The sequence below is a fragment of the Paenibacillus tepidiphilus genome (genome assembly GCF_008635795.1).
GTDB classification, from domain to species: Bacteria; Bacillota; Bacilli; order Paenibacillales; family Paenibacillaceae; genus Paenibacillus_AQ; species Paenibacillus_AQ tepidiphilus.
In genome coordinates, this window is the sequence record NZ_VWRQ01000022.1 from 50,498 (window position 1) to 63,438 (window position 12,941).

10 protein-coding genes and 1 pseudogene are annotated in these 12,941 nt (G+C 53.9%); all 11 read right to left on the reverse strand.

What is annotated here, in order from left to right:
• Nucleotides 1-195 precede the first annotated feature (195 nt).
• Nucleotides 196-698: pseudogene (gene sigK / locus F1379_RS23520) on the reverse strand (RNA polymerase sporulation sigma factor SigK); the annotation flags it as partial.
• A gap of 78 nt (nucleotides 699-776) precedes the next feature.
• Nucleotides 777-953, reverse strand: a complete 177-nt coding sequence (locus F1379_RS30740; RefSeq protein WP_150274715.1) for an IS3 family transposase — start codon at nucleotides 951-953, stop codon at nucleotides 777-779.
• Nucleotides 954-959: 6 nt separating this feature from the next.
• Nucleotides 960-1,157, reverse strand: a complete 198-nt coding sequence (locus F1379_RS30745; protein WP_150274717.1) for a DDE-type integrase/transposase/recombinase — start codon at nucleotides 1,155-1,157, stop codon at nucleotides 960-962.
• A gap of 366 nt (nucleotides 1,158-1,523) precedes the next feature.
• Complete coding sequence (locus F1379_RS23535) at nucleotides 1,524-2,258, reverse strand: creatininase family protein (protein WP_150274589.1); 735 nt, start codon at nucleotides 2,256-2,258, stop codon at nucleotides 1,524-1,526.
• Between the two features lie 157 nt (nucleotides 2,259-2,415).
• A complete protein-coding gene (locus F1379_RS23540; protein WP_150274591.1) occupies nucleotides 2,416-3,480 on the reverse strand; it encodes a LacI family DNA-binding transcriptional regulator in 1,065 nt (354 codons plus the stop codon).
• Nucleotides 3,481-3,534: 54 nt separating this feature from the next.
• The gene (locus F1379_RS23545; protein ID WP_150274594.1) at nucleotides 3,535-4,845 is read right to left on the reverse strand and encodes an ABC transporter substrate-binding protein; all 1,311 of its coding nucleotides are present in this window, start codon (nucleotides 4,843-4,845) and stop codon (nucleotides 3,535-3,537) included.
• 13 nt (nucleotides 4,846-4,858) lie between these two features.
• On the reverse strand, nucleotides 4,859-6,742 hold the full coding sequence (locus F1379_RS23550; protein ID WP_150274596.1) for a sensor histidine kinase: 1,884 nt from the start codon (nucleotides 6,740-6,742) through the stop codon (nucleotides 4,859-4,861).
• A gap of 241 nt (nucleotides 6,743-6,983) precedes the next feature.
• Nucleotides 6,984-9,194 carry a methyl-accepting chemotaxis protein gene (locus F1379_RS23555; protein ID WP_420850525.1) on the reverse strand — a complete coding sequence of 737 codons (2,211 nt, stop codon included), beginning with the start codon at nucleotides 9,192-9,194 and terminating at the stop codon, nucleotides 6,984-6,986.
• 275 nt (nucleotides 9,195-9,469) lie between these two features.
• Nucleotides 9,470-10,789 (reverse strand): peptidase U32 family protein, encoded by a 1,320-nt coding sequence (locus F1379_RS23560; RefSeq protein ID WP_150274600.1) that lies wholly within the window; start codon nucleotides 10,787-10,789, stop codon nucleotides 9,470-9,472.
• A 23-nt stretch (nucleotides 10,790-10,812) separates the two neighbouring features.
• Nucleotides 10,813-11,742 carry a peptidase U32 family protein gene (locus tag F1379_RS23565; protein WP_150274603.1) on the reverse strand — a complete coding sequence of 310 codons (930 nt, stop codon included), beginning with the start codon at nucleotides 11,740-11,742 and terminating at the stop codon, nucleotides 10,813-10,815.
• A gap of 94 nt (nucleotides 11,743-11,836) precedes the next feature.
• Nucleotides 11,837-12,883, reverse strand: a complete 1,047-nt coding sequence (gene mltG, locus F1379_RS23570) for an endolytic transglycosylase MltG (protein WP_239004783.1) — start codon at nucleotides 12,881-12,883, stop codon at nucleotides 11,837-11,839.
• Between the last annotated feature and the right edge of the window lie 58 nt (nucleotides 12,884-12,941).

Here is a 12,941-nt window from a genome sequence, read left to right on the forward strand (position 1 = left end):
ATGTAAACGCAAGGCTAAGTACTTTTCGTCCGTCTTATTATCCCTCGGTCTTTTTACTTACAAATCAGTAATATAGTACCACAACAATATTAAGACATATTGTCGAATCATGGATATAATTGCATTTATTTCACCCTATTTATTGCCTAAGGTAATAAAAAAACCCGCCCCTCGGCAGGTCATCCTTATCATTTTTTACCGCTTCGCCTTATAAAACTCATGATACAGCTTCATCAGCGCCCTTTTCTCAATCCGCGACACGTAGCTCCGCGAGATCCCTAGCTCCCTCGCCATCTCCCGCTGCGTCCGCTCCTCCCCGCCGGTATCCAGGCCAAAGCGGCCGATCACGACCTCTTTTTCCCGGTCATCGAGGATGTCCAGGTTGCGGTAAATCTTGCTCTTCTCGATCTTCAGATCGACCTCTTTAATGACATCGTCTGTCTCGGAGCCGAGGATATCAATAAGCGTGATTTCATTACCTTCCTTGTCTGTTCCGATTGGATCGTGGAGCGATACGTCTTTACGAGTCTTTTTCAGGCTGCGCAAGTGCATCAGGATTTCGTTCTCAATACATCGGCGGCGAATGTGGCCAGCTTGGTGCCTTTATTCGGACGGTAACTCTCAATGGCCTTGATCAGGCCGATGGTGCCGATGGAAATGAGGTCTTCCATGTCTTCGCCTGTGTTATCGAATTTCTTGAGGTTAAGTATACGATGCGATGTCAATTTCAAGTACCAAATACACTTTTTATGGACCTCTGTCAAGAAAGTAGACGGTTAAGCTACTGCTTTTCTTTTAAATTGCTCAGCAAAACGTGCAGGGGAAAGATACCCTAGCGCACTGTGCATCCGTTTGCGGTTGTAATATAACTCAATGTACTGAAAGATCGCATCGTAAGCTTGCTCCCGCGTTTTAAACCGAGGGTTACAGTAAATGAGCTCCTTCTTTAAAATACTGTGCTAAGATTCAATGTAGGCGTTATCGTAGCAGTTCCCTTTGCGGTTCATGCTGGACTTCATATGGTACTGCTCTACCTGGTCGGCATAGTCTTTAGAAGTGTATTGAGAGCCCCGGTCGGAGTGGTGCAGGAGCCCTTCTCCTGGCCGTTTAGCAACATAAGTATCCTTCAATGCATCCAGAACGAGGCTGGTTTCCAGTTACCCAGTGACGAAGCCCCATTAATTAAAGCAGCAGCCTCCAGTAGCCTCCTGGATGAGCCTGGATTGTTCTAGCGGTGCATGATCGAGCAATTCGTAGGCAGCCACACAAAATTATGGACACCTGTACTCCGTGCAGCAAATGCTTGTCATCAACCTGGGAAATCTGCAGATACTCCTATCCCCCAGCATTATGTTTGAGGAATGCTGCGATAATGATTAAGCAAATCTTAAACTATAAGTGTCATTCACTCTCTTTTCGATCCCCGATTGTAGTGGGCCGTCCCGGCAGGTCCGTTGCTTTATGGGGCAAAAAAAGACCGCTCCCTTACCAGCGGCCCATTGAGCTATGTTGTTTTACTGACACTAAGTGAACGCTATATCCTTAAAAATATCGGCTACTGCGTCCACCGCACCATCCCAGAGCCTCTCTCCCAATTCCTCCGTCGCCTGCGTGGAGTCACCGATAACACCCGTCTTAGAATATTTAGAGAAATCAAGATTGGGATCATCCCAGTCCGGCTCTGCATTGTGTGGATTGAATATTTTGTCGTTCCTTACAGCTTCTTTCCGCTTGAACAATCCGAGCGAAGTAGTAAAGCTATCGGCATGTCCTCCAGGTAACTCAGGGGCTCCATATTTGCACCACACATCGTAAAATGGATAATGCGGAATATAAGCGACTGAAAGCCCCTTGAAATCGCTATTGAATCTCTCTGCTGCCTTGTCTAAATGATGACCTCCGCAACCGCGGAAAATCACAATTTTCTTGAATCCCTGCTCAGCAAGTGACTTCAGTACAGAATAAATCAGACCTTCATATAAGTCCTGCGGATTATCTATATAGCCATATCCGTAATTTCTATGTTCTGGCGTTGGACCAAACGGTAACGTGGGAACGACCAGATATCTGGCTCCATACTTCTCATACGCTCTTTCTGCGGCTGAGATTGATAATTCAGAGGCAAGCCAGGTGTCAAAATCAACGCTTGTGTGAGGACCTTGTTGTTCAGTACATCCAGTAGGAAGAACCGCCATGTACCCCTCCTCAATCATTGCTTGGATTTCTAAATATGTAAGCTTGCCATACTCAAAGGTCATCTGTATCCTCCAATAATACTAATATGTACATCAAATGCCCGGCCTCTGCTAATCTCCTGCTGGTGCACCCGGCAGCGTGCTGCCGCTGCGGCCATAGGCAGCAGCAACGTCGCTCACTGTATGAATATCAGTATATAAGCCGGGATCAGCGGTGACCTCAGCCCCGCGGACCCGCCACAGAATCACGGTGAACGATGTCCGCCGAGATCAGAATCTTCTCCTGGGGCTCGGACGGATGCTGAATGCGGTTCAGCAGCTTCTCCACGGCCGCGCGGCCCATTGCCTCCTTGGGCACATGGATGGTGGTCAGCGGCGGAAGGCCTCGGCTGGCAAGCTCAATATTGTCGAATCCCGTGACCGAGACATCCTCCGGTACCTTCACCCCTTCTTCGGTCAGCACCTCACTGACTTCCAGAGCGATGTTGTCATTGGCACAGACCATCGCGGTGGGCAGCGTCTTGGCTTTCCGCCGCTTGACCACCCAGCTTCTGAAGGCATCGCGGAAGGTTCCGTCCTCCATGCCATCCTGCATCAGCAGCTCGTCATTGCCGGGCTGCGTCTTCAGCTCACTCTCTTCCAGCGCACTGCGGAAGCCGAGCCAGCGGTCCCGGAAGCTGCGGGCATAGCGGATGTTCCCCACAAAATGCAGCTGATTGTGACCGTTGCCCATCAGATGATTGGTGAGCCGGAACATAGAGTCGGTATTGTTGGCAAAGACCGTATCGCTTGGAATCAGCGGGTCCTCGTAATCAATCAGCACCATCGGCAGGCCAATCCGGTGGACCTCCAGCAGCAGAGAGGTGGAGATCACCCCGACTCCGATCAGGCCCAGCAGCCCGCTTGGATTGAGAATATTGACGAAATTATCGGCCCGGTGCTCGGAGACGATGACCATGCCGAGCCCCTCCTGGTCAAGTGCCAGCGCAATGCCGTCGACGATTTTGCCCCAGTAGAGTGAATCCTGGGTCTGCGAGCGGATATTCGGCATCAGCACCAGCACGGATTGCTTATTCCGGTCCCCGGCTCCGGGCTGGGCCGTACGCTTGATATTCTGTACATAAGCATTCTTCTGGGTGAAATAACCGAGCTGCGAAGCCGCCTGAATGACTCTCTCCCGCGTCGTTTCATTGACGCCGCCTTTGCCGGAGAGCGCTTTGGAGACAACGAACTTGGAGACGCCGAGATGGTCGGCAATTTTTTGCATAGTCACTTTCTTAGCCATAAATACGCCCCCTAGAGGTTTCATATGTAGTGTTACTTGCTGCCATCATTATTATCAGTATCCGGCTGCAGGGGAAGCTACCTGTCCCGCACGCGCTTCCTTCCACTTGGCATTGAGCTCGTCGAAGGATTGCTGCAAATCCGGCGCTGCGATCAGCTCCTGCATATAATCGCCCGACCAGAACGACAGCTTGGCCCGGTTGGCCATGTCGATAAACGCATCACTCTGGACAGTAGCCTCAACCAGCGTAGGCTGATAAGACAGGAACTCCTGATATTGCGGCATCCCAAGCTCCTGCGAGCCGTCTGCCGGCAGGAATCCCCACTCCTGCGTGTAATCCGTCTCTTTCACAAAGAACTCGACCCACGCCTTTGCCAGCTCCTTGTTCTTGCTGAACTTGCTGACGCCCATGAACCAGTCGGGATTAAGCGGTGCATAATGGGAGGCGCCGTTGTCATACGGAAAGGGGAAGAATCCGATATCCTCGGATTCGGCCCCCGCATCCAGCACCTGCCGGATCGTCCAGTTGCCCAGCAGATACATGCCGGCTTCTCCCGTAGCCAGCTTGGTCTTGGAAATCTCCCAGTTGTTCGAGAACAGCTGCTCCTCCACATATCCCTGATTGATCATCGTCCGGGCGATCTCCAGGGATTGTCCCCATTCATTGCCGAGCTGCCAGGGAGCGTCCTGGTTCACCATATTATTCAGGTAATCCGGATCGCCCGTCATATAGTTGAGCAGATTATGGCCGAATTCGCGCAGCGGCCAGACGGCCCCGTAATTCATGTACAGCGGAGTGATTCCCGCCGCCTTCAGCTTCGCGCAGACTGCATAGAAGGCATCCAGCGTCTGCGGAATTTCCGTGATGCCCGCCTGTTCAAAAGCACGCTTGTTATAGATAATCCCGCTGGTCGTTGAGCCTGTGGATAAGCCGTACCGCTTGCCTTCATAGGTGGAGAAAGTGACGAAGCGTTCATCCCGTGCCATCGCTTCATCCAGCGGCTCAAAGAACAGGCCCAGCTCCTTGGCCGGCAAATTGACCGGCAGCAGCAGCACATCGCCGGCATCCCTGGTCGATAAGCGTACCAGGATATCCGTGGCGTAATTGGGCAGGCCCTCGAATTCGACATGTGCCCCGGGATATTTCTGATTGAACTGCTCCGCGTAAGTCTCCAGCGTTCCATTCTCCACCAGGTCCACCCGGTTCGTCAGCATGACGATGGTCCCGGACAACTGCGCTTGCTGCCCCGGTTCGGCAGCCGGCTCCTTCTGCACGCCTGCGCCAGCCCTCTCACAGCCGGCCGTCAGCAGGAGAAGCAGCGCTACCGCCAGAAGCGGGGATGACCTTGGCTTCTCGCTCTTCATGCGGATGCTCCCTTCATATGATCTTTCTGTCCGTATTCTGGCGCTCCGGCAGCGGCAAGGACAGTACAACATCCGTACCGGCGCCCGGACAGCTATCCACCTCGATGCCGTAGGCTGTTCCATAATGAAGCTGAAGCCGCTCATGTACATTTTTCATACCGATGCCACCGTTAATGCTCTTGCGCGGAGGCTCCTCCCGCTTCAGACGGTCGTTTAGCCGCTCCAGTGTAGCCTGATCCATACCGATGCCATCATCGCGGATATGGAACAGCAGCTTCTGGGGAGTGACCTCGCAGGTGATGCTGAGATGCATATGCGGCTTGCTGTCATCCAGCCCGTGATAGGCGGCATTCTCAATGATCGGCTGGAATACCAGCTTGATCAGAGAATAATTGTCCAGCGCCGCAGGTACGGAGATATCCAGAATAAAGCGGCCCGGATAGCGGCAATTCAGCAGCTCGACATAATTGCGTACATACAGCAGCTCCTGTCTCAGCGTCGTAATGCCGCTCAGATCACTTGTGCTGTAACGCAGCAGCTTGCCCAGGATGGAGATCATATCAGCGGCTTCCACATCATCGTTGATCTCTGCGGTCATCCGGATCGATTCCAGCGTGTTGTAGATGAAATGGGGATTGATCTGGCTCTGCAGCGCCTGCAGCTCCGCTTCCTTCTTCTGCTGCTCAATCCGGTAAATATCCTGAATGAGGTCCTTGATCCGGACCAGCATCCGGTTGAACTGGTGGCCCAGCAGGCCAATTTCGTCACGCCGCTTCACCCGGAAGGTCACATCCAGATCGCCGCCCTGCACCTTCTTCATCAGCTGAATCATCCGCGTCAGCGGCTTGGTCAGCGCAAAGGACAGAATCAGCGAAATAATCAGTGCCAGAACAATAATCACAAGCGTTGCGGCAAAGGTGGCATTCCGCGTGACGAGGGCATCCCGGGTCAGCTCGGCGACTGGAATGGAGATAATCACCTTCCAGTTCGTCTTGCCCGAGCTCGAATAAATGTTCAGCCGTTCCTTGCTGGACACCGTATCATAGAAGCTCCCCGCCGCCCCTTTGCTGTTGCGGTACAGCATCGTGTTCGAGATATCCGTGGCGAGCAGCTTCTCCTCGCTGTCGTAAATGACCTTGCCGTATTCATCCACAATCAGCGATTTGCCGTGGGTAACGGCATCCAGCTCGGCAACCTGGTTCTCCAGCATGCTGATATTCGTCTCCACCGCGATCAGGCCAATCGGATTCCACAGGCCGTCGACAATTCTCCGGACCACAGTGAACGCATAGCGCGTACTTTGCAGATTACTGGTGTACGCCTGGGTACCGAACAGCAGCGCTTCCCCGCTGGAGTTCTTGGCCTGCTCGCTCCAGAACTCATAGCTTTGCTTCAGGTCCAGCCGCACGGCGCCGTCTTTGGCGGAATAATAGCCGTTGCCGTAGGCGTCAAAAATATACACTGAATTGGCCCCGCGCTTAATGTTGTTGATGAAAGAGATGTTTCCTTCAATGCCGCGCTGAATGGAGAGAAGCAAATCGAAATCACCGGGAGCGAGCAGGGCGCTGCCATCGGCGCCGGCCATGCTCTGCTTCTGTTCATAATAGCGGTTGGAGCGGATCAGATTCTGTTTGATATCGTTTACATAAGCCGGCATGGATGAAATCCGCTTCATGTCCTCGATGTAGTCGTCAATGCCGTCCATCATCTGGCCGATGAGCTTCTCCGAATAGGCCACCGTATTGGCCTGAATCGACTTAGAATAGCTCTTGAAGCTGATGACGCTGATAAAAGAGAGCGGAAGCGTAATGATCACGAGGAAGACGAGGAACAGCTTGCGTTCCATGCTCATATCTCCGATATAGGACCACCAGCGTTGCCTCAATTTCCCCTTCATTCGGTCCTGCTCCTTCAACACAGTTTAGCTAACATTTCAGATGATTATAACAAAATACCCTAACAAAAATATTATACGTGTTAGTCTACAGTTTCACAAGATAATTCCAGCGTATTCGGCTCATACAAGCAGAATGGTTACGCCGTACTAACAAGACGGCATGGCAGAGAAGTATTGTTTAAAAAAATGACCGCCTCTTCCACGGTGGAAAGAAGCGGTCTGCATTTCAGATGGATTTACGCTACTTAATCGTAAATAAGGACAGCTTGTTCTTGAGCGAGGTCGATGCGCCCTCCAGCTTGCCGGAAAGTGCCACCAGCTGGTCGCTGACATTCTGCTGCTCGCTGCTGAGCGAAGCGACTTCCTCGGAGGTCGCCGACGACTGCTGGGCCACTGCGCTGACATTGCTCATCGCTTCGGACAGCACACTCTGGGAATGACCCAGGCTGCCAATGGCCTCCGTCACCGTCTCCAGGCTGGTGATGAAATCCGTCATCTGCCCCTGCACGGAGAGGAAAATATCGCTGGTGCTCTTCACGGCGCCCATCTGCTCCTTGAAGAGCGGAGCCACCTGGGAGAGCACATCTACAGTCTCATTCATTTCGGAGACGATCTTGTCGATAATGCCGGCTACCAGGGCAATGGACTGCTTGGACTGGTCAGCCAGTTGCCGCACTTCGCCGGCGACGACCATGAAGCCGCGTCCCGCTTCGCCCGCTCTGGCCGCTTCAATCGTAGCGTTGAGCGATAGAATATTCGTCTGCTGTGTGATGTTCTTCATGACATCCAGCACTTTGATGACCGAATATACGGTTTCCTTCAGGTTGTTGACCCGGTCTACCAGCGCCGAAGTCATCTCGCCGGTCCGGCCCGTCTGCTCCAGCAGCTCTTCCAGGCGCTTCGCGCCTTGGCCGGAGGCTTCACCCACACTGCGCGCTGCGTGATCCATCTCGCTGTTGGCGGCGATAACGCTCTGCATCTGCGTGCCGAACAGCTCGGTCAGCTCATTGCCGCGTTCCGCTTCCTGCGCCAGGCTTCCGGCGCCGCCGGCGATCTCTTCCGTCGCGGCTGCGATTTCCTTCGCGGAAATTGCCGTCTTGCGGGAGGCGTCGCCGAGTTCTCCGGCCGTCTCCAGCACTTCGCGCGCCGTATCCGTCGTCTGTGCAACCAGATCGGTGATCTTCCCCATCATCGTGTTGAACGAAGCGGACAATTGCCCGATTTCGTCGCGCGACACATACTCCGTACGCACGCTCAGGTCGCCTTTGGCTCCCTGGTTCATCAGATCCTTCAGGCGGGCCAGCGGGCGGGCAATCATCTGGACCATCCATAGGCCCAGCAGCAATGCGAGCACCGCAGCTATAGCTGCAGCCCAATAGGTCGTAATCAGAATCGGTTCCGCCGGTTCTACCAGCACACCGGTCGGCACCACGCCGCTCAGCTTCCAGTCCGCCTTCTCCATCGGATGGAATACGGCCAGCATACCGTCCGCTTCCTTGTTGTCATTGCTCTGCTTCGATTCCTGGATGAAGGTCAGCTCTGATACGAGGCCATCCTCCTCCGGTACGGATGAAGCCACCACAATACCCTGCGGATCGACCAGTTGAACGCGGGAGCCGTCGCCAAGCGATACATTCTTGAACGATTCCTCCAGCAATGTGTTCTTCAGCTCGAGCATAATGGCGTACCCCTGGCCGCTGCCCATCCCCTTGAGCACTCTGACCATGGCCACATTCCTGCCGCCGTCGCCTTCCACGGCTGTCGAGAACCAATAGTTCTGGGCGCTTGTGGCTTCGGCGGTATAGTACGGCTCATAAGACTGGGCGTTGGCAACCACCGTCTTGAACCAATCCTTGCTTCTTATATCATCCATACTAAGCGTTGAACTGCCGCTAGTAATCACATTCTGTCCTTCCAGAAGCGGAATGAGCGAAATCGCTACAATGTTCGAATCGGTCGTCGTTTGGCTGACCAGCTTCTTGCTGATTTCGCTTGTCGCCGTGAACTGCTCATAGCTGGAGACCGCGCCTTCCAGGTTCGTCAGATTCGTCTGCATCTGGGCGTCGAAGTACACCTGCAGCGCCAGATTCTCGTATTGCTTCAGTGTAATGTCCAGCTTGTCCGCAGTCTGGATGATCGTCTGCCGGTTCGCTTCCGACACATTATCTTTAATTGTGTCCTTTGCCTTGTTGTACGATAACAGTCCCAGCAGCAATACAACAACCACAATCGATGACAAGAAAATCAGAAACAACTTGACGCCAACCGATTTTACCGGATTGACCCGTTTCACCTGACGTACCGAGCCTTGCAGCAAACCTGTGAAATTCACCTTTGTGCCACTGGCTGTTTTGGAGACCTTACCCTGTCCTGCTGTCTTTGTTTCTTCTGTACGGCTAGTCTTGTTTTTCTGTACATCCGCCGGTTTCTCGCTCTTCTTCCTCACTTGCATCCTTCTCCCTTTCTGATTTACCCTTCTGTTCTCCTGCCCGGGAGCCCCCATTGCAATTACCTACCAGTAGGATTAGAAGTCGTATGTAAGCGTTCACTATCATTATATCGGCAAAATGGGTCTTATTTCTTAGTCTTTTGCCGCAATTGTCCCAAGTTTTTTTATGATTTTCCGGAATCATTCTATTTTCCCGTAATGCGCATACTGTGATAACGATTGCACAATCCACCAAAAAGAGCCGTCCCCCTTCGGGAACGGCTTTACATGAATTTTGGCTACTTTCTTTTACGCATCATATCGAAGTAGGCGACCGGCCGGTCCACCTTCATTCGTACCCGCTGCAGCGGATGGCGGGCGGCATCCAGTGAATTCCCCTCTTCATCCCACAGTTCGCCGACGGTCTGCTTGAACACCGTGTTGTCCGGGCCGAAGAATTCCACTTCCTGCCCCGGCTTGAAATGATTGCGCTGCTGGATCACGGCCATGCCGCTGTCCGCATCATATTCCAGCACCAGTCCGGCAAAATCATACGGTGCCGCCTTCTCTTCCGGCTCATAAATATGGTCTTCATGGTCCGGCGTGTCGTAGAAGAATCCGGTGTTGAGCGGTCGGTTCGCTGCCTTCTGCAGCTCCTCCAGCCATTCCGGCTTCAGTTCGTAGCCTTCGGGATCGGCCATGTAGGCATCAATCGCCTTGCGGTAGGCATTGACGACGGTGGCTACATAGTGAATCGACTTCATCCGGCCTTCGATCTTGAAGCTGTCAATGCCGGCTTCGATCAGATCCGGGATGCTCTCCAGCATGCAGAGATCCTTGGAGCCCATCGTAAACTGGTTATCCTCCGGCTGATGCAGCGGAAGCTGGGTAACACCCGGCTGCAGCGGTTGCGGAGTCTGCCCTGCCTCGCCTTGATCCTCCTCGGATACCCAGCGGGCATCCTCGAACAGATCGTACTTCCAGCGGCAGGACTGGCAGCAGCCGCCCCGGTTGGAGTCGCGGTCCGTAAAGTGGTTGGACAGCACGCAGCGGCCGGAGTACGAAGAACACATCGCCCCGTGGATGAAGGTTTCGATTTCAATATCGACATTCGCCTTGATCTCGGCGATCTCCTCGAGACTGGTCTCGCGGCCGAGCACGACGCGCGGCAGCCCCTCTTCCTTCCAGAAGGAGACCGCCTGCCAGTTGATCGTCGACTGCTGGGTGCTCAGATGCACCTCCAGCCCCGGCACTGCACGGCGGGCCGTATCGACAATTACCGGATCGGCGACAATAACCGCCGCAATGCCGGCCTCATACAGATTGCGCAGATACTCCTCAATGCCGGCGATGTCTTCATTATGGGCATAAATATTGGTCGCAACAAAGACCTTGGCGCCGTATTTCTTGGCGAACTCCACACCTTCGCGCATTTCCTCGAAGCTGAAGTTGTCCGCCCCTGAACGCAGACCGTATTTCTGTCCGCCGATATATACCGCATCCGCCCCGTAATGCACGGCGAATTTCAATTTCTCCAAATTGCCTGCCGGAGCCAGGAGCTCCGGTTTATCCAGACGGTAACGCTTGCCCTTATATTTCGGCATGGTTCTCGTTTCCATTCCTGTTCTCCCCTCCATGGTGTTTAATAGACCTGTTCCTTATAAAAGAAGCCGAACGACAGCTCCCGTTCCGGGTCCTGCAGCGCTCTGACCTCGTCCAGCCACTCCTCTTCATAGGCATAGCCTTCGGGATCGGCGGCATAGGCGTCAATTGCCTTGCGGTACGCTTTGACCACAGCCGTGTTGTAGACGGTCGGCTTCAGCAGTCCTTCCACCTTGAAGCTGTGCACGCCGGCAGCCATCAGGATATGCAGATCCTCCATAATGCAGATGTCGTCCGAGCTCATAATATGCGTACCGTTAACGTCCTCATAGATGGGGAACTTCTCTTCCTGGCGTTCCGCTTCGATCAGGAACAAGCCGCGTTCCTTACCGAGGCTGCCTTCCACCTGGCGGCCCTGATGGGCCATATAGCTTGCTACAAGCTTGCGCTTGGAATGATAAATATTGGTCATGCCATGCACCTGGACCTGGGCTTCCACTTCCAGATGAGGCACCATTTCGGTGATTTCATCCATGTTCAGCTCACGCGCCAGTACGACGCGCGATGCGCCCTTGCGGCCCCAATAATTCGCCGTTGCGTAATTAGTCGAGGTCATCTCGGCATTCCAGAACAGCTTCAGCCCCGGTGCCTCCCGCTTCACAGCGGACAGTACAGCCGGATCACCGAACTCCGCACCGTCGAGACCAAGCTCGCCAATCGCCTTGACGTAGGCAGGCAGCTCATCCAGCAGCCGGTTGCTCATCAACCCGTTAAGGCTCACATAAACTTTGCAGCCTCTGCCATGGGCAAGCCGGACCGCCTCTGCGGTGTCCTCCAGCGTGAAATGCCCCGGCAGGCGCATCCCGAAGCGGTCGTCTCCGATCAAGAGCGCATCTGCGCCGGCATCCAGCAGCGCAGCAGCTTCTTCCAGCGACGCTGCCGTCGCCAGCAGCTCCGGTTTGTTCATCATGTTGTTTCCTCCTAATCTATCGGCCCGGTTAACGGCTGTATCGCCGTATCAAATATAAAGTTAAAGCGCATCAGTTCCCATTGTACCTTGTTTTCTAAGGATTTTGCTCGCTTTTTTTAATATTGGCTAAATGTTCCTCATACGTTTTTCCGAACAAATGCCCCTGGGTGCCGTCTTTCTTGGTGACATAGAAATAATAATCGGAAGCCTCCGGCTCAAGCGCCGCCTGAATGGAGGCAAGGCCCGGATTGGCAATCGGTCCCGGCGGGAGTCCCGGATTCTTGTACGTATTATAAGGGCTCTCTGCTTCCAGATCCTTGTACAGCAGCCGTTCCTTCTGCTTGTCCAGCAAATACTGCACTGTTGCGTCAATCTCCAGATTCTGGCCCTTGTCCAGCCGGTTGTAGATTACGCCGGCCACCAGCGGCCGTTCTTCGTCCACGACGACCTCACGTTCGACCAGCGAAGCCACCGTCAGAAGTTCATGCAGCGTTAGCCCCCGCTTCTCAAGCTTCTCCTGCCAGCCTTCGATGCTGTCCAGCTTCTTCGTGAACTGCTCCAGCATGGCGGCGATGATCTCCTGCGGTGTGCTGTCTTTAGCCAGCTCATAGGTTTCCGGGAACAAATAACCTTCCAATCGGTGCCGCACGTCCGCATTCTCAGGTACATCCAGCGTCTGGACTGCCTCCAGGCCGGTGCCTGTATCGATCAGCTTCAGGAACGTGTCCGCCGGCTGGCCCCAGGCCTCCGCCAGCTTGTCCGCCACCTGCTGCGCAGTGAAGCCCTCCGGAATGGTAAAGACAACCGTCTCCTCCTTGACAACATCGCCTGCGTTCAGCCTGGCAATCAGCGTGTCATAGGTGTCACCGGGGCTGGCGGTATAGGTACCGGCCATAAAGGCGGAGCCTTCATTCACCCAGCGCAAATATCCCTTAAACAGCAGTGCGTTGCGGATTATACCATGCTCCTCCAGCAAATCGGCAATTTCTGCACTGCCCATTCCTTTCTCAACCGTGAATTCCACCGGCGCTCCCGCAGGCTTGACCGGCTGCATTCCGTTCCATACATACCATGCCCCGCCCCCTGCGGCTAAGGCCAGCACAAGGACAACAATCAGCACGGTACGGACAAAGGGTTTCAAATGGGACTCCTCACTTTCCGACTATAAAGTATAAAATTGTATTGTTTCAAATTCAACA